Source organism: Sphingomonas cellulosilytica, assembly GCF_052321755.1.
In the GTDB taxonomy this organism is placed as follows: Bacteria; Pseudomonadota; Alphaproteobacteria; order Sphingomonadales; family Sphingomonadaceae; genus Sphingomonas.
Genome location: NZ_JBQRTT010000004.1, coordinates 104,038 through 124,195, shown reverse-complemented (window position 1 = coordinate 124,195; position 20,158 = coordinate 104,038). Strand labels below are relative to the sequence as shown.

The following is a 20,158-nucleotide window of genomic DNA, read 5'->3' as shown; positions in this document are numbered from 1 at the left end:
ATGAGCGAAGCGACCATTCCCCCCGGTGCGCAGGCACCGGTGTTCTACGAGACGGACGAACATCACCACGACGCCGGCGGCAGCACCATGCTGGGCTTCTGGCTGTACCTGATGAGCGACTGCCTGATCTTCGCCATGCTGTTCGCCAGCTATGGCGTCTACGGCGGCAGCTATGCGGGCGGTCCGCAGCCGCACGAGATCTTCAAGCTGCCGCTGGTGGCGCTGAACACCTCTATGCTGCTGCTGTCGTCGATCACCTATGGCTTTGCCATGCTGGCGATGAACGACGGCAAGGTCCGCGCCGTGCAGGGCTGGCTGGCGGTCACCGGCCTGTTCGGCCTCGGCTTCCTGTGCATCGAGCTATACGAATTTTCCGAACTGATCGCCGAGGGCGCCGGGCCGCAGCGCAGCGCCTTCCTGTCGGCGTTCTTCACCCTCGTCGGCACGCACGGCCTGCACGTCACCTTCGGCATCATCTGGCTGGTGACGCTGATGGTGCAGGTCGGCCGCAAGGGGCTGATCGCCGCCAACCAGCGCCGCCTGCAATGCCTGTCGCTGTTCTGGCACTTCCTCGACGTGATCTGGATCGGCGTCTTCACCTTCGTCTACCTGCTGGGAGTGCTGCGATGAGCCTCGACAACCCGGTCGCGGGCCAGCCGCACCACGACCATGCGCACGACAACGTTCACGGTCACGGCCATTCCTCGGCCGAGGCGCACGGCACCCGCAAGGATTACATCATCGGCTTCGTGCTGTCGGTGATCCTCACCGCCATTCCCTTCGGACTGGTGATGAGCGGCGTCATCGCCGACGCGCGGGTCACCGCCGGCATCGTGATGGTGTTCGCGCTGGTGCAGATCGTCGTGCACATGATCTACTTCCTGCACATGAACTCCAAGTCGGAGAACGGCTGGACGCTGATGGCGCTGATCTTCACGATCATCATCGTCACCATCTGTCTGGCGGGATCCTTGTGGGTCATGTTCCACATGAACCTCAACATGATGCCGCAGCCCGGAGACATGGGCGGGATGTGACCGCCATGCGCGGCAAGCTGACGGTCGGCGCCCTGCTGGCCGTCATCGCGCTGCTGGTCGGCCTCGGCGTCTGGCAGCTGCAGCGGCGGACGTGGAAGCTGGCGCTGATCGCCCATACTGAGGCGATGCTGGCGAGCCCGCCGGTCGCCGCCCCCGGACCGGCGCGATGGCCGGCCATCGGCAGCGCCGATCTCTACCGTCCGGTGGTGGCGAGCGGCCGCTACCGGTCTGGCGCAGACACCTATGTGCAGGCGGTGACCGACTTCGGCGGCGGCTATTGGGTGCTGACGCCGCTCGAGACGGATCGCGGCTTCACAATACTGGTCAACCGCGGCTTCGTACCGGCGGACCTGCGCGGCAAGGCGCCGCCCGCCCCGGGCGTGCAGTCCGTGCGCGGTCTGCTGCGGCTGAGCGAGCCCGGCGGCGGCTTCCTGCGCCACAACGATCCCGCCGGGGATCGCTGGTACTCGCGCGACGTCGCCGCCATCGCCGCCGCCCGGCGCCTCGGCCGGATCGCACCCTATTTCATCGATGCAAACCAACCCCGCACCGGCTGGCCGCGTGGCGGCCTGACCGTGGTCCGCTTCCGCAACACGCACCTCGTCTATGCGCTGACCTGGTTCGGCCTCGCCCTGTTAGTGGCGGTGATGGCGTGGCGGGTGCGGCGGCGCTAGCCTGCCGACGTACCGCCGGGGTCAATCGTCCAGCTTGGCGCCATCGACGATCCGGGCAGCGCGTGCGGCCTCCCGAGCCTCCGCATCCCGCTCGGCCTTGGTCCGGCCGAACTTCACGCGGTTCGCCGCAGCCGCCTGCCCGGCGGCCTCCCGATCGCGCGCCTTCCGCGCGCGCCGCAAGTTGATGATCTCTGCCATGGCCAACCCTCTACCATGCCTCCCCCGCCGGCGCGATCCGACCGCGAAGCTGGCAAAGGGAGCAATAAGCGTCGCGCTCGCGGAACCGCCCCCCCCCACCCCCGGCTATGCCGGCGGTCCCCCTCCCCCGCTTAAGCGAGGGAGGAATGGCTTCACTCCTCCCCCGCCAGGGGGAGGTGGCAGCGCGCAAGCGCTGACGGAGGGGGAGGTAAGCCATGCACGTCGTACTCGGGCGAACACGCCATTCCCCAGCTGGGCTGAGGAAGGATTATCGCCCGGCCATCTCCTCCGCCGCCCGCTTTACCAGGCACCAGCGCTGCCACTCGTCGCGCGCATCCGCCAGCGCGCGGTGCGCCGGCACGTCGCGGTCGCGCACCTCCGCCAGCGCCACTACATCGGCCACCGCCCGGCCGAGTTCCGCCGCCGGCACCGCATCGCGCAGGATCGCCGTCGCGATGCCGCGCTGCGCCTCCTCAGTATCGTGCAGCCGCAGCGCATGGCGCGGCAGCTTCGCCGCCCGCAGCAGCGCGCTCAGCCACTTGCCATCCCAGGACGGCGCGCTCGCATACAGGTCGTGCCCGGTCAGCACCGCGATCATCCGCTGCGCCACCACGTCGTGCGGCGTGCCCTCCGCCAGCAGCGTCGCGCGCGGGATATGGTGCACCGCCTCCGCCGTCGCGTCCCAATCGTCCCATTGCGCCGGCGGCCGGATCAGGTGGCTCTCTTCGCGTCCGTCCTCGAACACCCAGGCGACCTCGATCGGATAGCTCTTCTTGGCGAGCGACGAGGCTTCGAAATCGAGGAAGACGTGCATGACCCGGATAACGCGGCAGCGGCGCCTCAGTGCCCCGATCGCCGCCACGCAGTCCGCAGCAGCCGCCCGGCCAGCGCCGGCAGGCCGGGCCGCAGCAGCAGCCAGTCGCGAATCGCCGGCCCCTTCTCGGCGCCGATCACCTGCTTGTAGCCGCTGTCGCCCGCGCCCCAGTCGACGCGGGTGATGCCACGCCCCATCGCCGCGACGAGGTTGCGGTAATACAGCAACTTGCCCGGCGAATGCTTGGCGTAGGCGGGGTCGTAGCTGTTGGCGATCGCATGGGTCAGGTCGCCGGCGTCCAGGTCGAACGAAAAGGCGGCGGGCCGGCCATCGATGGTCAGCAGCGCTCCCCGCATCATGCCGGCCACCACCGGGTCGGCCGCTGCGGCCCGCCAGAAGGCGCCATGGCCGGTTGCGGTGAACTTGGCATCGGAGCCGTCGGTCCGCGCCGCGATCCAGCTCGCCTGTTCGACCTGCGCCAGCGCGTCGAAGGCGGCCGGCCAGTCCGCCCCCGCCAGAAAGCGCCACGCGGGCTCGCCATGCGCGGCGAGATGCTTTTCGTGGAAGCGGTTCTTGCGCAGCGTCGACCCTCGCGGCCAAGCGCCCTCCGCCTGCAACGCCGCCATGTCGAGCAGCCAGCTGTCCGCAACGAAGCGGTCGATCACCGCCCAACCCGCCACCCGCGCCGCCGCGATCAGCGCCGTCGCCGCCGGGTCACCGTCATAGACCGGCCCGATCCTCACGCCGTTCGCCGTGCCCGCCAGCGTCGCCAGCGCCACCTTCACCGCCGCCTCGCCCGCATCTTCGGCGATCGGAAAGCTGCGGAACGGCCAATAGCAGCCGGGCACCGCGGCGATGCGCAGCACCGGCGGCCCCATGCCGACCAGCGGCAGCGCCAGCACCGGCTCGCCATCCTCTTCGACCAGCAGCGTCCGCGCCGCGCCGCCATAGGCCGCCAGAGCCGCGGCGAACCAGCCGTGGCGCAGGAAGGCGTGGCTGGCGGGCGCGCGCGCGGCGACCCGGTCGATCGCCACCGCCAGCCCCTCGGTCACGCTGCCGCGCGCCACCGGCGGCAGCCGCTCGAAATCGGCGAGGAGCATCGGCTTGGTCACGCATGCGGGCTTAGCCGCCATCGGTTACCAAGGCGTGCAGGCTTGCGGCGGGCCGTGCACCCTATCGCACGGCATGCCGCCCGGCCTATGGTGGCGGCCATGCCGGTGTTCCTTCAGGTTTCCACGATCGCGCAGACGATCCAGCTGTCGCTCGCGCCCGTCTTCATGCTGGCGGCGATCGGCCAGATCCTCAACGTGCTTGCCGGCCGCCTCGCCCGCGTCATCGACCGCGCCCGCGCGCTCGAAGAGCGGGTGCCCGATGCCGAGGGGGCCGAGCGCCAGCGGCACGTGTGGGAATTGAAGCTGCTCGACGAACGCATGTCGATCATCAACGCCGCGCTGTTCCTCGCGGTATCCAGCGCGGTGATGGCCTGCATCGTCATCGCCCTGCTGTTCATCGCCAATATCGCCAAATTCCACATCGGCACGTGGATCGCGCTCGTCTTCATCGTCGCCGTCAGCCTCCTGATCTGCTGCCTCACCGCCTTCATGTGGGAGGTGCGGGTCAGCCTGCGCGCGATCCATGTCCGCAAGGAGATCCTGTCGTGACGCTCGCCGCCGAACGCCGGCTGCTGCAGGCGGTGGTGGCGCTGGCCTGCCTCGTGCCGCTGAGCGTCGGCGGCGAAAGCGTGCTGCGCGGGCCGGGCTTCCTCGGCCATCCGCCGGTGATCCCGACCGATCTCGACAGCCATTTCCGCTACATATCGGGCATCTTCTTCGCCGTCGGCATCGCCTTCGCCAGCTGCGTGCCGCGGATCGAGGCCACCGGCCTCCGTTTCCGCCTGCTCGGCGCTTTGGTGGTCGCGGGCGGCCTTGCCCGGCTGGTATCGCTGATGGAGGTCGGCGTGCCATCGTCGGGGCATCTGTTTGGCTTCGCGATGGAACTCGGCGCGGTGCCGCTGCTCATGCTGTGGCAGCGGAGCTTCGCGCGCCGCTGGGCCACCGCCCCGACCCGCTAGAGCGAGCGCGGACTCACCGCACCCCCTCCAGCCCCTCGCCCACATCCGCCTGTTGCAGATAGCGCGGCGCCACCCGTGCCTTGGCCCGCTGTTCATAGGCATAGCCCGCGCCCAGCACCGTCGCCTCGCCGTTCTTCGTCGCGATGAACGACAGGCCGACCGGCAGCCCCTTCACCAGCCCCATCGGCACGGTGAGATTGGGATAGCCCGCAATCGCCGGCAGTTCCGACGACGAAGGGCCGCTATACTGGTCGCCATACACCGGATCGCTCAGCCACGCGCCGGCATAGGTCGGCTCCACCAGCACCTGCGCGCCGGCGCGGCGCAGCATTCCGTCGATCGCTTCGCTCGCCAGCCGCAGCGACGTCGCGCGCGCGGCCTTGTAGGCCGGGTCGTTCAGCCCCTTGGTCTTCGCCGCCTCCTCGAAGATCTCCTGCTGGAAGAACGGCATCTCCTCGGCCGCATGCGCCCGGTTGAAGGCGATCAGCTGGTCGAGCGTCCGCGCGGTCACCGCCGGCGGCGTGGTCGCCAGATACGCCTCCAGGTCCGCCTTCAACTCGGTCTTGAGCACGGTGAACTCGGCATCGCCGATCCCCTCCAGCTTGGGCGGCTTGACGTCGACCAGCACCGCGCCGGCCCCTTTCAGCACCGCCAGCGCCGCCTCGTATCGCGCCGCCAGCGCCGCCGACAGCCCGTCCGGCCGCAGCACCGCGATGCGCATGCCCGACAGCGCGCTCACCGTCAGGCCGGCGGCATAATCGCGCGGCACCGCGCCCGCCGTGGTCGGGTCGGCCGGATCGGCCGCGACCATCGCCGAAAACAGGATCGCCACGTCGCGCACGCTCCGCGCCATCGGCCCCGGTGTATCCTGCGAATGGCTGATCGGCACCACGCGGGTGCGGCTGACGAGGCCGATCGACGGCTTCAGCCCGACCAGCCCGTTGATCGACGAGGGACAGACCACCGACCCGTCCGTTTCCGTGCCGACCGCTGCCGCCGCGAAGCTCGCCGCCACCGCCGCGCCCGACCCCGACGACGAACCGCAGGCGGTGCGATCGAGCGCATAGGGGTTGCGTACCAGCCCGCCGACCGCGCTCCACCCGCTCATCGCATGGGTCGATCGGATGTTCGCCCATTCGCTGAGATTGGTCTTGCCGAGGATCACCGCCCCCGCCGCGCGCAGCGCCGCCACCACCGGCGCGTCGCGGCGGGTGACATTGTCCTTCAGCGCCAGGCTGCCTGCCGTGGTCGCGATCGCGTCTGCGGTTTCGATATTGTCCTTGATGAGCACCGGTACGCCGTGCAGCGGCCCGCGCACCCGCCCCGCCCTGCGCTCGGCATCCAGCGCCTTGGCCTGCGCCACCGCATCGGGATTGACCGCGATGACGCTGCGCAGCGTCAGCCCCTTGCGATCCATCGCCGCGATCCGGTCGAGATAGGCGCGGGTCAGGTCGACGCTGCTCGCCTTGCCGGCGCGCATCAGCGCCTGCGCCTGTTCCAGCGACACCTCCTCCACCGCAACCTTGCGCGCCGCAGCCGGTGCCGCCGCCAGCGTGCCGGCCAGCACAATCGCCAGTGAAATCCGCAGCATATAACCCCCTGTTGACGATGCGATGCTAGCGGAGCCGCCCCGCAGCGCAAGCGGCGTCGCATCGCGGATGAACCCGCGGCAGGTCGCGGCGTTCACCCAGATCAACGTGGCAAAGGACAATCGTGGCACTGGCATTGAAGATCGTCGGCGGGATCGTGGTGGTGCTGGTGGTGGCGATCGGCCTCGCGCTGACGATCGTCCCGCGCTTTCTCGACCGGCTCTATTACGAAGGGCCGGAGAGCGACCATTACGACGGCGCCCGCTTCTTCAATCCCGATGGCGATCAGGACACGATGCGCCTGCCCGCGCGCGGCGGCCGCGCCGGCTTCTTCTGGCGCCAGATGACCGGCCGCGACGGCCGCCCCGCATGGCCGACGCAGGTGGCGGTCACTCCGGCAAAGCCGCCGTCGCGCGTCGAGGGCGACCGCATGCTCGTCACCTGGATCGGCCACGCCAGCGTGCTGATCCAGACCCAGGGCCTCAACATCCTCACCGACCCGATCTACGCGGAGCGCGCCGGCCCCTTCGGCTTCGGGCCGAAACGGGTGGCGGCACCCGGCGTGGCGTTCGACGACCTGCCGAAGATCGACCTCGTGCTGGTCAGCCACAACCATTACGACCATCTCGATCAGGCGGCGTTGCAACGGCTGTGGCAGCGCGACCGGCCGCAGATCGTCACCAGCCTCGGCAACGACAGCGTGATCGGGCAGGTCGGGGCGAAGGCGACCGCGCTCGACTGGGGGCAGCGGGTCGACGTGCGGCCGGGAGTCGCGGTGGCGGTCACCCGCAACCACCATTGGGGCAGCCGCTGGTTCACCGATCGCAACCGCGCTCTGTGGTCCAGCTTCGTGGTGAGCCTGCCCGGCGGCAACATCTTCTTCGCCGGCGACACCGGCTTCGGCGACGGCCGCTGGCCGGCCGAGGCGGCGCGGCTCGGTCCGGTTCGCTTCGCGATGATCCCGATCGGCGCCTTCCGCTTCGCGCCCGGCCAGATGAGTTCGGGCAGCCATGTCGGCCCCGCCGAGGCCGCGCTGATCCACCAGCGGCTGGGCGCGGCGCGATCGATGGCGATCCACTGGGGAACGTTCCGCCTGTCCTATGAAGGCTATGACACGCCGCCGAAGATGCTGGCCGCGGCGATGCGGTGCAGTGGCGGCCAGGGCTTCACCGCCGAACGGATCGGCGTGCCCTTCGAGGTGCCGCCCTATGCCGCGCCCGACACGGGCCAGCCGATGAAGCGGGAAACGATGCTACGCTGCCTCGACACGCCTGAGATGAAAGCGCTGCGGTAATCCAAAAGCCCCTCCCCTTCAGGGGAGGGGTTGGGGTGGGGCCTGTCCATGCAACCGACACGCTCGGTGAGACCCTGCCCCACCCCCATCCCCTCCCCTGAAGGGGAGGGGCGAGCCCGATCAATCCACGAACGCGCGCTCGATCACATACGTGCCGGCCTTGGCGTTCGACCCTTCCTCGAAACCGATGCCGTCCAGCATCGCCGCCGTTTCGCGGATCATCGCCATGCTGCCGCACAGCATGATCCGGTCCGTCTCCGGATCCAGCTTCTTCGGCCCCTGCACCGGGTCGCCGAACAGCGCGGCGCTCTCGATCAGGTCGCCGATGCGGCCGGTGGTGCGGAACGGCTCGCGCGTCACCGTCGGCACGTAATGGAACTGCGTCGCCGCTTCCTCGGACACCAGCGGATCCTCCGCCAGCCGCGCCTGCAATTCGTCGTGATAGGCAAGGTCGCTGACCTGCCGCACCGAATGCACCAGGATCACCTGGTCGAACATTGAATAGACGTCCGGATCGCGCGCCAGGCTGAGGAACGGCGCAAGCCCCGTGCCCGTCGAGAAGAAGAACAGCCGCTTGCCGCCGACCAGCGCGTCGGTGACGAGCGTACCGGTCGGCTTCTTGCCCATATACACCTCGTCCCCCGCCTCGATCAGCTGGAGCTTGGAGGTGAGCGGCCCGTCCTCGACCTTGATCGACAGGAACTCCAGCTCCTCGGCATAATGCGGGCTGGCGATCGAATAGGCGCGCATGATCGGCTTGGCGCCGTCCCCATCCCCCGGCAGGCCGATCATCACGAACTCGCCGGACCGGAAGCGGAAGCTCGCCGGGCGTTCGACCGCGAAGCTGAACAGCCGGTCGTTCCAATGGCGCACCCACAGCACCTTCACGTTGGCGAAGGCCTTGGTCTCGGGGATCGTCTTGGCGGAACGCAGGTCGGTCATTGCAGGCAGGACTTCGGATCGTTTGCGAAGGGCTCGCATTATGAAGCGCGAGCCCCGGGGTCAACCAAAGCAAAGCTTGCTCGCCCCAATCCCGCATTGCCCCCTCATTGCCGATACGGCGCCGCTCCCCCATATCCGTTCCCGATATGGCCATCCAGATCCGCACCAGCCTCGCCGAACCGGAAACCGGCGAAAGCTTCGTCCCGCATCGCCCCGCCCGCCCCGACAAGGTGGAGGGCGGCCGCCCGTTCAAGCTGGTCAGCGAATACCAGCCCTCGGGCGATCAGCCGACCGCGATCCGCGAACTGGTCGCGACCGCGCGGGCGGGTGAAAAGGACCAGGTGCTGCTCGGCGTCACCGGTTCGGGCAAGACCTTCACCATGGCCAAGTGCATCGAGGAATTGCAGCGGCCTGCGCTCATCCTCGCCCCCAACAAAATCCTCGCGGCGCAGCTCTACGGCGAGTTCAAGAGCTTCTTCCCCGAAAACGCGGTCGAATATTTCGTCAGCTATTACGATTACTACCAGCCCGAGGCGTACGTGCCGCGGTCCGACACCTATATCGAAAAAGAATCCTCGACCAACGAATCGATCGACCGGATGCGCCATTCGGCCACTCGTTCGCTGCTGGAGCGCGACGACGTCATCATCGTCGCCTCGGTGTCGTGCCTGTACGGCATCGGCTCGGTCGAAACCTATTCGGCGATGATCTTCGACCTCAAGAAGGGCACGACGGTCGACCAGCGCGAGATCGTGCGCAAGCTCGTCGCGCTGCAATACAAGCGCAACGACGCCGCCTTCGCCCGCGGCAATTTTCGCGTGAAGGGTGACACGCTCGAAATCTTCCCCTCGCACTACGAGGACAGCGCCTGGCGGATCAGCTTCTTCGGCGACGATATCGAAGAGATCACCGAATTCGATCCGCTCACCGGCAAGAAGGTCGCGAGCCTCAATTCGGTGCGCATCTACGCCAACAGCCACTATGTCACCCCCGGCCCGACGCTCAAGCAGGCGGGCGAGGCGATCAAGCACGAGCTTGCCGAGCGGCTCAAGGAACTGGTCGCCGAAGGCAAGTTGCTCGAGGCGCAGCGGCTCGAACAGCGCACCAATTTCGACCTCGAAATGATCGCCGCCACCGGCAGCTGCGCGGGGATCGAGAATTACAGCCGCTTCCTCACCGGCCGCCTGCCCGGCGAGCCGCCGCCGACGCTGTTCGAATATCTGCCGGAAAACGCCGTGCTGTTCGTCGACGAAAGCCACCAGACGGTGCCGCAGATCGGCGCGATGGCGCGCGGCGACCATCGTCGCAAGATCACGCTCGCCGAATATGGTTTCCGCCTGCCCTCATGCATCGACAACCGTCCGCTGCGCTTCAACGAATGGGACGCGATGCGCCCGCAGACGGTCAGCGTCTCGGCGACGCCGGGCGGCTGGGAGATGGAGCAGACCGGCGGCGTCTTTGCCGAACAGGTCATTCGCCCCACCGGCCTGATCGATCCCCCGGTCGAGATCAAGCCGGTCGAGGAACAGGTGCAGGACCTGATCCAGGAGTGCAAGGCGACCACCGCCAAGGGCTATCGCACGCTGGTGACGACGCTCACCAAGCGGATGAGCGAGGACCTCACCGAATATATGCACGAGGCGGGGATCAAGGTCCGCTACATGCATTCCGACGTCGAGACGCTGGAGCGTATCGAGCTGATCCGCGACCTTCGCCTCGGCGTCTACGACGTGCTGATCGGCATCAACCTGCTGCGCGAAGGCCTCGACATTCCCGAATGCGGGCTGGTCGCGATCCTCGATGCGGACAAGGAGGGCTTCCTGCGCTCCGAAACCTCGCTGATCCAGACCATCGGCCGCGCCGCGCGCAACGTCGACGGGCGCGTGATCCTCTACGCCGATCGCATCACCGGCTCGATGGAGCGGGCGATGAACGAGACGCAGCGCCGCCGCGAGAAGCAGGAGGCGTATAACGCCGAACACGGCATCACGCCGCAGACGATCCGCCGCCAGATCGGCGACATCATCGCCCATGTCAGCCAGGGCGATCAGGTCACCATCCCGATCGACGAGGATCGCCCGCACATGGTCGGCCACAACCTGCGCGCCTATATCGAGGATCTCGAAAAGCGGATGCGCAAGGCGGCGAGCGATCTGGAGTTCGAGGAAGCCGGCCGTCTGCGCGACGAGATCCGCCAGCTGGAGAACGAGGAACTGGGCCTGCCGCCTGCCGAGCAGAAGGCGCCGATCATGGGCCGCAGCAACGAAGGCAAGCCCGGCACCCGCAAGACGCGCTACGGCAAGCAGCAGAAGATGCGGATGGGCGGTGGCCGGGGGCGTTGACCCCGGCCGCCCCCACGCCTCACCCCGCGCTCAGGTCCTCGCGGCCGACGCCGTAATAGCTCGCCACGCGGTCGGCATAGGCCTGGTCGAACATCGGCGCATTGTTCGCCCAGCTCGGCCCGCCCTCCAGCATGCGGCGATCGATCGTCACCACGTACAGGTCGCGCACGGGATCGAACTGCAGCAACTCGAACGGCAGGGGATAGAAGCTCTTGCCCATGCCCAGGAACCCGCCGAGGCTCAGCACGGCATGCGTGGTGCGGCCCGACCCCTTGTGCACCATCAGCGCATAGACCGACCCGACCTGGTCGCCGTCGCGGCTCTCGACCTTCAGCGAATGGGCGACATTGGCCTGCACGAGCAGCTGCGTGGTGGGGGTCTGCGGGTCGGTCGACATCGGATGCTCCTGATTGATGCCGGTGAACCGCCCGGCGCCCGCGCCGGTTCCATGCCCGCGCGGGTTGAGGCCCCTGCCCCCATCGCCCATAAGCCCGTGCCATGCGCCGTAATTTCGCCCCCGTTCTGCTCGCTCCGCTGTTCGCCGCCGTCGCCGCCTGCGTGCCGCAGAGCGTTCCGCCTGCCCCCGCGCCCTCCCCGGTGGCCCTGCCCGCACCGCCACCGACGCCGACCGCGGCACCGCGCAGCAGCGACTGGCGCGACTGGCCGCTGACGCCGGGAAACTGGACCTGGCGCCGCGACGGATCCGGCAGCATCGCGCTGTTCGGTGTCGCCGGCAGCGATGCCCGCCTGACGCTGCGCTGCGATCCCGCCGCGCGCCGGCTCTACCTGTCGGTCGCCGGCACCGGCACCGCGCCGCTCACCATCCGCACCACCAGCACCACCCGCACGCTTGCCGTCCAGCCGACCGGCGGCACCCCGCCCTATGTCGCGGTGGCGTTCCCACCGAACGACCGCCTGCTCGACGCCATGGGCTTCAGCCGCGGGCATTTCGTCGTGCAGCAGCCCGGCGCAGCGACATTGGTCGTCCCCGCTTGGGCGGAGGTGGAGCGGGTGACGGAGGATTGCCGCGGCTGAGTCTGCCCGGCGGCCGCGGCGGCGCAGGATGCTCGGCCAAAATGTCCGGCATTACAAGTCTTGCATGTCACGCCCGCGATGCGCACATTGCACCCGTGGCCGGGCTACCGGTCACTTGGCTATCAACAAGCGAAAGGAGGTGATCCGATGTCTCATGGTTCAGCAGTGGGGTCGGTTCAGTTCGTTCGGGGGACCCGCTTCTAACGCCTGCTGATGGGTGCCGGGGGGTATCCTCCCCCAATCAACGGCATCACGAGGGTTGTTGGAGGCCTCATGGTTTCCCGGGCTGGAGCTCTCCGGCCGCTGACCATGTTTAGGGGCTGTCGGGTCGCCGGGAGGCGCCCGGCAGCCTCTTCTCATTTCTAGGGTATGCCGCTTCGCGCGGTGATATCACGACAGGTGTTTCCGTCATTGCGAGCGCAGCGAAGCAATCCAGGGCGTCCTGATCCGGCTCTGGATTGCTTCGCTGCGCTCGCAATGACGGCCGCAAATGGGAGCGCCCGCCGCTCCCTCAACCGGCGACGCCCCCTCACGCCAGTGTCAGCAATCCCTCGCGCGCGATCTTCTCGCGCCACACCAGCGGCGCCAGCTGGTGGACGTTCTGGCCCGCGCTATCCACCGCGACGGTCACCGGGAAGTCGCTGACCTCGAATTCGTAGATCGCCTCCATCCCCAGGTCCTCGAAGCCGACGACCTTGCTGCCCTTGATCGCCCGTGCGACCAGATAGGCCGCGCCGCCGACCGCCATCAGATAGGCCGATTGGTGGTCGCGGATCGCCTCGGTCGCCGCCGGGCCGCGCTCCGCCTTGCCGACCATCGCGAGCAGCCCCTGTTCCAGCATCATCCGCGTGAACTTGTCCATGCGCGTCGCCGTCGTCGGGCCGGCGGGGCCGACCACCTCCTCGCCGACCGGATCGACCGGGCCGACGTAGTAGATCACGCGGCCGGCGAACTCGACCGGCAGCGTCTCGCCGCGGGCCAGCATGTCGGCGATGCGCTTGTGCGCGGCATCGCGGCCGGTCAGCATCTTGCCGTTGAGCAGCAGCCGGTCGCCGTGCTTCCACGTCGCCACCACCTCCGGCGTCAGCGTATCGAGGTCGACGCGGATCGCCGCGCTGTCCGGCTGCCAGTCGACCTTGGGCCAGTCGGCGAGGTTCGGCGTCTCCAGGTACGACGGGCCGCTGCCGTCGAGCGTGAAGTGCGCGTGGCGCGTCGCGGCGCAATTGGGGATCATCGCGACCGGCTTGGAGGCGGCATGCGTCGGCCAGTCGAGGATCTTGACGTCGAGGATGGTCGAGAGGCCACCCAGCCCCTGCGCGCCGATGCCGAGCGCATTGACCTTGTCGAACAGCTCGATGCGCAGCGCCTCCAGGTCATTGCGCGGCCCCCGCGCCTTCAGCTGCCCCATGTCGATCGCACCCATCAGCGATTCCTTGGCGAGCAGCATCGCCTTTTCCGCGGTGCCGCCGATGCCGATGCCCAGCATGCCCGGCGGGCACCAGCCCGCGCCCATCTGCGGCAGCATCTCCAGCACCCAGTCGACGATGCTGTCGCTGGGGTTCATCATCTTGAACTTGGACTTGTTCTCGCTGCCGCCGCCCTTGGCCGCGACATCCACCGACACCTTGGTTCCCGGCACCATCTCGACGTGGAGCACGGACGGCGTGTTGTCGCGCGTGTTGCGGCGGGTGAACGCCGGGTCAGCGAGGATGGAGGCGCGCAGCTTGTTGTCGGGGTACAGATAGGCCCGGCGCACGCCCTCGTCGATCACCGCCTGCAGGCTCTGGTCGCCCTCCAGCCGGCAGTCCTGCCCCCATTTCACGAACACGGTGACGATGCCGGTATCCTGGCAGATCGGCCGATGCCCCTCGGCGCACATGCGGCTGTTGGTCAGGATCTGCGCGATCGCGTCCTTGGCCGCCGGACTCTGCTCCGCGTCATACGCCTCGCCGAGCGCGCGGATGTAATCCATCGGGTGATAGTAACTGATGAACTGCAGTGCGTCGGCGACGCTCTCGATCAGGTCGGCGGGGCGGATGGTGACGGTCGACACGGGCGAACTCCTTGCGTGGCGCTGCCTTTAAGGCGCGGCCACGCCCGCGCCAAGCCGGTCGTACGGGGGGGCCTGCCCGCATCTTTTCAGTCCCTTGCAGGATGGGCTGGCAACACCCTTGTTTTCGCAAAACTTTATCAACGAGTGCGCGGCTAAGCCCTCCACCATGCCGCACCTCGTCTCCCGCCGCCAATCGGACACCGGCCGCCCATCGGCATCGCTCGCGCACCTGCTGGGGTTGCGCGACGACCATAATGAGGCGGAGGCGCACACCCACGCGGCGCGTCTCGCCGCGGTGGCGGCGGTATGGCCGTTCGTCCTGGCGGCGCAGGCGATCGCCAGCATCCTGCTGGTCGCCGCGACGATCGTCTCGCCGCACGCCTTGTCCTTCGTCGCGCTGGCGCCGATCGTCGGCGCGGCCGCGGTGCCGACGGCGCTGGCCGCCCTGCTGTTCACCGCGCAGACGTTGCGCGAACGGCCGCCGCACGTGCGCAATCGCATCCTGGCGCTGGCCGCCGCCGGCACCGCCGCCGGCCTGTCCTCGCTGCTGTGGGCAACGACGCGCGCGCCCATGGGGTCGGTCCAGCTCGGCTGCTTCGTCGCCAGCGCCGGCGCGATCGGCATCGCCGCGATGGCGCTGCATCCGGTCCGCGTCGCCATCCTCGGCTTCGGCGCCGGCCTCGTCGCCATGCTGCCGATCCTGTCCGGCCAGGCGCTCCCCTCGTTCGTCGCGCTGGCGTTGCTCATCTGCCTCGGCGTCGCGACGCTGCGGCTGGCGCGGATCGATGCCGGCCATGTCCACGACCATGCCGCCGAGGCGCGCGAAGGCCGGCTCGCCGCCAAGATGATCGCCGAATTCGAAAGCCAGGGCACCGGCTGGTTCTGGGAGGCCGATCGCCACGGCCGCCTCTCCTACATCTCCGCAAAGGTCGCCGCCGAACTGCGCCAGACGGGCAGCGATCCGATCGGCCGGGCGCTGATCGACGTTTTCCGCATGGACAGCGCCGCGCCGGGCACCGAACGCACCCTCGCCTTCCACCTGTCCTCGCGCACCTCCTTTTCCGACTACATGGTCTGCGCCGCCGACCAGCCGACCGGCGACAGCGAACCCGACCATTGGTGGTCGATCTCCGGCCGGCCGGTCGTCGACGACCTCGGCCGGTTCCAGGGCTTCATCGGTTCGGGCAGCGACCTCACCGAAAAGCGCCGCTCGGATGCGGAGATCACCCGCCTCGCGCTGTTCGACGGGCTCACCGGCCTCGCCAACCGGCAGCGCATGCGCCACAGCCTCGACAAGACGCTGCAACAGCAGCAGACCGGCCCCTATCGCCCCGCCTCGCTGTTCCTCATGGACCTCGACCGGTTCAAGGCGGTCAACGACACGCTCGGGCACCAGGCGGGCGATGCGCTGCTGAAGCAGGTCGCGCAGCGGCTGCAACGCACGGTCGGCGACGCCGGCCTCGTCGGGCGCCTCGGCGGCGACGAATTCCAGGTGCTGCTCCCCGGCCTCGACAACCGCGACACGCTGGCATCGCTCGCCAAGGAACTGATCGGCGCACTGTCGCAGCCCTATTTCATCGCCGGCGTCTCCGTCTCGATCGGCTGCTCGATCGGCATCGCCATCGCGCCGCACCACGGCGAGGACGCCGAAGAGCTGATCCGCAACGCCGATCTCGCGCTCTACGCCGCCAAGGCGGATGGCCGCGGCGTCCACCGCTTCTATTCGGACGAGATGCTCGCCGGCGCCAAGAGCCGCAAGGCGCTGGAGGACGACATGCGCACCACCTTGCAGGACGGCGGCTTCACCCTCGCCTACCAGCCGGTGGTGTCGACCGCCGATGCGCATATCGTCGGTTATGAAGCGCTGCTGCGCTGGGATCACCCGACCCGCGGCACCATCTCCCCCGCCGACTTCGTGCCGGTGGCGGAGGAATGCGGCCTGATCGAAGCGATGGGCGAATGGGTGCTGCGCACCGCGTGCGACGAGGCGGCGGGCTGGCCGGGCAACGTCCGCGTCGCGGTCAACGTCTCGCCCATCCAGTTCGCCAACCCCGCCTTTCCGGCGCTGGTCGCCTCCGCCCTCGCGCACGCCGGCCTCGCGCCGCAGCGGCTGGAGCTGGAGATCACCGAAGGCGTGTTCCTCGACGGCTCCACCTCGACCGATACGATGTTCCGTGCGCTGAAGGGCCTCGGCGTCCGCCTCGCGCTCGACGATTTCGGCACCGGCTATTCCAGCCTCGGCTATCTGCGCACCGCGCCGTTCGACAAGATCAAGATCGACCAGAGCTTCGTGCGCGGTGCCGCGCAGCCGGGCAACCGCAACGCCGCGATCATCCGCGCCATCGTCACGCTCGCCGACACGCTCGGCATGGAGACGACGGCGGAGGGCGTCGAGATCCAGGACGAGATCGATCTCGTCCGCGATCTCGGCTGCAGTCACATCCAAGGCTATGTCTACGGCCGCGGCGTCGCGGGCACGGAGGTGATCGCCCAGCTCGGCGGCGGCCGCGTCGCGCCTGTCGGCCACAAGGTCAGCCGTGCGCCGCGGACCAAGATGCTGCGCTCCGCCCGCATCGCCGTCGGTCGCAACGAGGGCGACGTGCGCATCCGCGACATATCCGCGGGCGGCGCGATGATCGACGGCATCGCCATCGGCGGCGACGCGGTCGGCCTCGACGTGCTGATCGAACTTGTGGAGGACCAGATGGTCGCCGCGAAGATCGCCTGGGCGAAGGACGGCAAGGCCGGCCTGCGCTTCGACGAGGCGTTCGCCGTCGAGCGCCTCGCCCAGCCCCCCGGCCGTCTCCAGCGCCGGGCGTGAGGCGCTCGCCCGGACGACAGGCTTTAACGCCGCCTTTACCACGTTCGCCTACCCGATGGTCAGCCGCCGGCATGCCCGGCCTTCCGACGGGGACGTTCGATGACCATCCAGGCCGCCTTCGACATCAACAGCCTGGGCCTCGACGAAGCCGCCCTGCGCGCGATGCGATTCGCCGGCGGCGCCGAGATCGACAATCCCTATATCGACATGGTCATCGCCCCCGGCTTCCTCAACGGCGAGGAATGCGCGCTGCTGACCGGGATGATCGATGCCAACCGCCGCCCCTCCACCGTCGCCTGGGGCGGCGCCAGCGCCCGGACCAGCGAGACCTGCGCCTTCGACGCCGCCGAACCGCTGGTGCAGTTGCTCGACCTGCGCATCTCGCTGTTCCTCGGCGTCGGGCCGCAGTTCGGCGAACCGATCCAGGGGCAGCGCTATGCGGAGGGGCAGGAATTCAAGCTCCACACCGATTATTTCGAGGCGCAGCACCCCGACACGCTGACCAACGCCGCCCGCTGCGGCCAGCGCACCTGGACGGCGATGATCTACCTCAACGAACCCGAAGCCGGGGGCGAGACGTTCTTCCACTATCTCGGCCACGATTTCGTGCCGCAGACCGGCACCATGCTGTGCTGGAACAACGTGGATGCCGAGGGCAAACCCAATCCCCACACGCTGCATCAGGGCAAGCCCGTGATCCGCGGCACCAAATACATCGTCACCAAATGGTTCCGCGAACGCCCCTGGACCGGCCCAGCCGCCCCGCCCCCCAACCGCAAGGCACGCGCGATCAAGGGCCGCCGCTGACGCGGCAATGCGGTTCGCCCGGGCGGCGCCCACGTCCGTTTTTGCCCCAAGTCGCCGCAGCTTCCCTGCGCCAAAAAATTTTCGTTCCCGCCCCGTTCCCTTGCACTTTGCGAAACCCGCAGAAGTCCGCGCGTCGTTTGCGATGCGCGCCGCCGTCCGCCCGCTCGGCCACCGGAACCCCATCGCCTCACCGACATTAAGCTCTTGCCTGCGGTGGCTGTTTGCCACAATTTGTAGGGGTTGAGTTCGGGGGCGGACCCAATTGCTGGTAGAGGACAAAGGCCCTATCCCTTGGGGACGGGGTCGCACGGCACGCTGCGGCGTCGCGATGTGCTTATTTTGTTCTCACGGCCGGGCCGCCATGGTGGTAGCATGGAAATGCGCCGCCGATTCGAACACTTAGGGAACAAAGGATCGGTTTCGATGGATTTCAGGGACACGCAGGGTGAGGCCATGACCGACACGATCGAAGCGACCGCCGCCGATGCCGCAGCCGAGGCACCCGCCACGAGCGGCAGCAAGGCGATCCACCCCCGGCCCTATCCGGTCGAGGTGGATCACAGCCGCGATGCGCTGCTCACCGATTTCGGCAAGGAAACGCTGAACGATCGCTACCTGCTGCCCGGCGAAAGCTATCAGGACCTCTTCGTCCGCGTCGCCTCGGCCTATGCCGACGATGCCGCCCATGCGCAGCGCCTGTACGACTATATCTCGCGCCTGTGGTTCATGCCGGCGACGCCGGTGCTGTCGAACGGCGGCACCGGGCGCGGCCTGCCGATCAGCTGCTATCTCAATTCGGTGCCCGACAGCCTCAACGGCATCGTCGACACCTGGAACGAGAACGTCTGGCTCGCATCGCGCGGCGGCGGCATCGGCACCTATTGGGGCAATGTGCGCGGCATCGGCGAGCCTGTGGGCCTCAACGGCAAGACCAGCGGCATCATTCCCTTCGTCCGCGTGATGGACAGCCTCACCCTCGCGATCTCGCAAGGCTCGCTGCGCCGCGGCTCGGCCGCCTGCTACCTCGACATCTCGCACCCCGAAATCGAGGAATTCCTCGAGATCCGCAAACCCTCGGGCGATTTCAACCGCAAGGCGCTGAACCTGCACCATGGCGTGCTGCTCACCGATGCCTTCATGGAGGCGGTGCGCGACGGCAGGGAATGGAACCTGCTCAGCCCCAAGGACCAGACCGTCCGCGCCACCGTCGATGCGCGCTCGCTGTTCCAGAAGCTCGTCGAAACCCGCCTGCAGACCGGCGAGCCCTATATCGTCTTCGCCGATCACGTGAATCGCACGATGCCCAAGCATCACCGCGAACTCGGCCTCAAGGTGTCGACCTCCAACCTGTGCTCCGAGATCACGCTGCCGACCGGCCGCGACCACCTTGGCAATGATCGTACCGCGGTCTGCTGCCTGTCCTCGCTCAACCTCGAGACGTGGGACCAGTGGAAGGACGACAAGGTCTTCATCGAGGACGTGATGCGCTTCCTCGACAACGTGCTGCAGGATTACATCGACCGCCACGAGCCGGGCATGGAGCGCGCCGCCTATTCCGCCGCACGCGAACGTTCGGTGGGCCTCGGCGTCATGGGCTTCCACTCCTTCCTCCAGGCGCGCGGCCTGCCCTTCGAAGGCGCAATGGCCAAGTCGTGGAACCTGCGCATCTTCAAGCACATCAATGCGCAGGTGAACGAAGCCTCGATGCAGCTCGCCGTGGAGCGCGGCCCCTGCCCCGATGCCGCCGACGTCGGCGTGATGGAGCGGTTCAGCTGCAAGATGGCGATCGCGCCGACCGCGTCGATCAGCATCATCTGCGGCGGCACCTCGGCATGCATCGAGCCGATCCCGGCGAACATCTACACCCACAAGACGCTGTCGGGCAGCTTCTCGGTCAAGAACCCCTATCTCGAAAAGCTGCTGGTCGAGAAATCGAAGAACAGCGAAGCGGTGTGGAGTTCGATCCTCGAACATGGCGGTTCGGTCCAGCATCTCGACTTCCTCTCGACCGAAGAAAAGGATTGCTACAAGACCAGCTTCGAGATCGACCAGCGCTGGCTGCTCGAACTCGCCGGCGATCGCACGCCCTATATCGACCAGGCGCAGTCGCTGAACCTGTTCATCCCGGCGGACGTCGAGAAGTGGGACCTGCTGATGCTCCACTTCCGCGCATGGGAGCTCGGCATCAAGTCGCTCTATTACCTGCGCTCCAAGTCGGTGCAGCGCGCCGGCTTCGCCGGCAGCGGCGGCGTGGAGGCCGACAACACCATCGCCGCGCCGAAGTTCGAGATCGGCGAGACGACGGATTACGACGAATGCCTGGCGTGCCAGTGAGGTGATGGGTCGCCGCTGGAGTCATGCCAACTCCCCCTCACCCTTCCGCGGCTGCGCCGCTCCCTCCCTCTCCCACAAGGGGAGAGGGATTGGGTGAATCTCCCTCTCCCCTTGTGGGAGAGGGAAGGGGCCCGCGGCCGCAGGCCG

The 20,158-nt window shown here is 68.2% G+C and carries 18 protein-coding genes; 11 read left to right on the top strand and 7 right to left on the bottom strand.

Translation table 11 applies throughout. From position 1 onward, the window contains the following. Genes cyoC through ACTZQ5_RS08040 form a run of 3 tightly spaced genes read left to right on the top strand, consistent with a single transcriptional unit; the run spans position 1 to position 1,711 of the window. Entirely contained in the window at positions 1-630 is a 630-nt protein-coding gene (cyoC, locus tag ACTZQ5_RS08050; protein ID WP_443584656.1) for a cytochrome o ubiquinol oxidase subunit III, read from the top strand. Next, positions 627-1,037, top strand: a complete 411-nt coding sequence (cyoD, locus tag ACTZQ5_RS08045) for a cytochrome o ubiquinol oxidase subunit IV (RefSeq protein ID WP_443584655.1) — start codon at positions 627-629, stop codon at positions 1,035-1,037. Before cyoC ends, cyoD begins: the two co-directional genes overlap by 4 nt. 5 nt (positions 1,038-1,042) lie before the next feature. Further along, positions 1,043-1,711: an SURF1 family protein gene (locus tag ACTZQ5_RS08040; RefSeq protein WP_443584917.1), complete on the top strand. Its 669-nt coding sequence runs from the start codon at positions 1,043-1,045 to the stop codon at positions 1,709-1,711. Positions 1,712-1,732: 21 nt separating this feature from the next. On the opposite strand, the gene ACTZQ5_RS08035 is transcribed toward ACTZQ5_RS08040, so the two are convergent. The 3 genes from ACTZQ5_RS08035 to ACTZQ5_RS08025 all read right to left on the bottom strand — a co-directional run bounded on the left by ACTZQ5_RS08035 (position 1,733) and on the right by ACTZQ5_RS08025 (position 3,835). Then, positions 1,733-1,909: a DUF4169 family protein gene (locus ACTZQ5_RS08035; RefSeq protein WP_443584654.1), complete on the bottom strand. Its 177-nt coding sequence runs from the start codon at positions 1,907-1,909 to the stop codon at positions 1,733-1,735. Positions 1,910-2,177: 268 nt separating this feature from the next. Further along, positions 2,178-2,723: a 3'-5' exonuclease gene (locus ACTZQ5_RS08030; RefSeq protein WP_443584653.1), complete on the bottom strand. Its 546-nt coding sequence runs from the start codon at positions 2,721-2,723 to the stop codon at positions 2,178-2,180. Between the two features lie 26 nt (positions 2,724-2,749). After that, positions 2,750-3,835, bottom strand: a complete 1,086-nt coding sequence (locus ACTZQ5_RS08025) for a GNAT family N-acetyltransferase (RefSeq protein ID WP_443584652.1) — start codon at positions 3,833-3,835, stop codon at positions 2,750-2,752. Between the two features lie 99 nt (positions 3,836-3,934). Between ACTZQ5_RS08025 and ACTZQ5_RS08020 the strand changes: the two genes are divergently transcribed. Next, entirely contained in the window at positions 3,935-4,384 is a 450-nt protein-coding gene (locus tag ACTZQ5_RS08020; protein ID WP_443584651.1) for a DUF2721 domain-containing protein, read from the top strand. Next, complete coding sequence (locus ACTZQ5_RS08015) at positions 4,381-4,794, top strand: DUF4345 domain-containing protein (RefSeq protein ID WP_443584650.1); 414 nt, start codon at positions 4,381-4,383, stop codon at positions 4,792-4,794. The genes ACTZQ5_RS08020 and ACTZQ5_RS08015 overlap by 4 nt, the downstream gene beginning before the upstream one ends. Before the next feature lie 13 nt (positions 4,795-4,807). Here ACTZQ5_RS08015 and ACTZQ5_RS08010 read toward each other — a convergent pair whose 3' ends face one another. After that, positions 4,808-6,385, bottom strand: a complete 1,578-nt coding sequence (locus ACTZQ5_RS08010; RefSeq protein WP_443584649.1) for an amidase — start codon at positions 6,383-6,385, stop codon at positions 4,808-4,810. 122 nt (positions 6,386-6,507) lie between these two features. On the opposite strand from ACTZQ5_RS08010, the gene ACTZQ5_RS08005 reads away from it, so the two are divergent. Then, a complete protein-coding gene (locus tag ACTZQ5_RS08005; RefSeq protein WP_443584648.1) occupies positions 6,508-7,677 on the top strand; it encodes an MBL fold metallo-hydrolase in 1,170 nt (389 codons plus the stop codon). Between the two features lie 120 nt (positions 7,678-7,797). On the opposite strand, the gene ACTZQ5_RS08000 is transcribed toward ACTZQ5_RS08005, so the two are convergent. Then, a complete protein-coding gene (locus ACTZQ5_RS08000) occupies positions 7,798-8,619 on the bottom strand; it encodes a ferredoxin--NADP reductase (RefSeq protein ID WP_443584647.1) in 822 nt (273 codons plus the stop codon). Between the two features lie 146 nt (positions 8,620-8,765). Here ACTZQ5_RS08000 and uvrB point away from each other — a divergent pair, with 146 nt between their 5' ends. Then, entirely contained in the window at positions 8,766-10,961 is a 2,196-nt protein-coding gene (uvrB, locus tag ACTZQ5_RS07995) for an excinuclease ABC subunit UvrB (RefSeq protein WP_443584646.1), read from the top strand. 19 nt (positions 10,962-10,980) lie between these two features. Here uvrB and ACTZQ5_RS07990 read toward each other — a convergent pair whose 3' ends face one another. Then, on the bottom strand, positions 10,981-11,358 hold the full coding sequence (locus tag ACTZQ5_RS07990) for a PRC-barrel domain-containing protein (RefSeq protein ID WP_443584645.1): 378 nt from the start codon (positions 11,356-11,358) through the stop codon (positions 10,981-10,983). 101 nt (positions 11,359-11,459) lie between these two features. Here ACTZQ5_RS07990 and ACTZQ5_RS07985 point away from each other — a divergent pair, with 101 nt between their 5' ends. Next, complete coding sequence (locus ACTZQ5_RS07985) at positions 11,460-11,996, top strand: hypothetical protein (RefSeq protein WP_443584644.1); 537 nt, start codon at positions 11,460-11,462, stop codon at positions 11,994-11,996. Between the two features lie 529 nt (positions 11,997-12,525). Here the strand turns inward: ACTZQ5_RS07985 and ACTZQ5_RS07980 are convergent. Then, entirely contained in the window at positions 12,526-14,049 is a 1,524-nt protein-coding gene (locus ACTZQ5_RS07980) for a fumarate hydratase (protein ID WP_443584643.1), read from the bottom strand. A 166-nt stretch (positions 14,050-14,215) separates the two neighbouring features. On the opposite strand from ACTZQ5_RS07980, the gene ACTZQ5_RS07975 reads away from it, so the two are divergent. The 3 genes from ACTZQ5_RS07975 to ACTZQ5_RS07965 all read left to right on the top strand — a co-directional run bounded on the left by ACTZQ5_RS07975 (position 14,216) and on the right by ACTZQ5_RS07965 (position 20,011). Beyond that, on the top strand, positions 14,216-16,870 hold the full coding sequence (locus ACTZQ5_RS07975) for an EAL domain-containing protein (RefSeq protein WP_443584642.1): 2,655 nt from the start codon (positions 14,216-14,218) through the stop codon (positions 16,868-16,870). Positions 16,871-16,969: 99 nt separating this feature from the next. Next, entirely contained in the window at positions 16,970-17,677 is a 708-nt protein-coding gene (locus ACTZQ5_RS07970) for a prolyl hydroxylase family protein (RefSeq protein ID WP_443584641.1), read from the top strand. Positions 17,678-18,100: 423 nt separating this feature from the next. Beyond that, complete coding sequence (locus ACTZQ5_RS07965; RefSeq protein WP_443584640.1) at positions 18,101-20,011, top strand: ribonucleoside-diphosphate reductase subunit alpha; 1,911 nt, start codon at positions 18,101-18,103, stop codon at positions 20,009-20,011. Positions 20,012-20,158: the final 147 nt, after the last annotated feature.

Excerpts from the sequence above, each read along its gene's own strand:
- ACTZQ5_RS07965 (WP_443584640.1), top strand. The coding sequence starts at position 18,101 with ATGGATTTCAGGGACACGCAGGGTGAGGCCATGACCGACACGATCGAA.
- ACTZQ5_RS08000 (WP_443584647.1), bottom strand. The coding sequence starts at position 8,619 with ATGACCGACCTGCGTTCCGCCAAGACGATCCCCGAGACCAAGGCCTTC.
- ACTZQ5_RS07990 (WP_443584645.1), bottom strand. The coding sequence starts at position 11,358 with ATGTCGACCGACCCGCAGACCCCCACCACGCAGCTGCTCGTGCAGGCC.
- ACTZQ5_RS08030 (WP_443584653.1), bottom strand. The coding sequence starts at position 2,723 with ATGCACGTCTTCCTCGATTTCGAAGCCTCGTCGCTCGCCAAGAAGAGC.
- ACTZQ5_RS08035 (WP_443584654.1), bottom strand. The coding sequence starts at position 1,909 with ATGGCAGAGATCATCAACTTGCGGCGCGCGCGGAAGGCGCGCGATCGG.
- ACTZQ5_RS07985 (WP_443584644.1), top strand. The coding sequence starts at position 11,460 with ATGCGCCGTAATTTCGCCCCCGTTCTGCTCGCTCCGCTGTTCGCCGCC.
- ACTZQ5_RS07975 (WP_443584642.1), top strand. The coding sequence starts at position 14,216 with ATGCCGCACCTCGTCTCCCGCCGCCAATCGGACACCGGCCGCCCATCG.
- ACTZQ5_RS08040 (WP_443584917.1), top strand. The coding sequence starts at position 1,043 with ATGCGCGGCAAGCTGACGGTCGGCGCCCTGCTGGCCGTCATCGCGCTG.
- ACTZQ5_RS08010 (WP_443584649.1), bottom strand. The coding sequence starts at position 6,385 with ATGCTGCGGATTTCACTGGCGATTGTGCTGGCCGGCACGCTGGCGGCG.
- cyoC (WP_443584656.1), top strand. The coding sequence starts at position 1 with ATGAGCGAAGCGACCATTCCCCCCGGTGCGCAGGCACCGGTGTTCTAC.
- uvrB (WP_443584646.1), top strand. The coding sequence starts at position 8,766 with ATGGCCATCCAGATCCGCACCAGCCTCGCCGAACCGGAAACCGGCGAA.
- ACTZQ5_RS07970 (WP_443584641.1), top strand. The coding sequence starts at position 16,970 with ATGACCATCCAGGCCGCCTTCGACATCAACAGCCTGGGCCTCGACGAA.
- cyoD (WP_443584655.1), top strand. The coding sequence starts at position 627 with ATGAGCCTCGACAACCCGGTCGCGGGCCAGCCGCACCACGACCATGCG.
- ACTZQ5_RS08020 (WP_443584651.1), top strand. The coding sequence starts at position 3,935 with ATGCCGGTGTTCCTTCAGGTTTCCACGATCGCGCAGACGATCCAGCTG.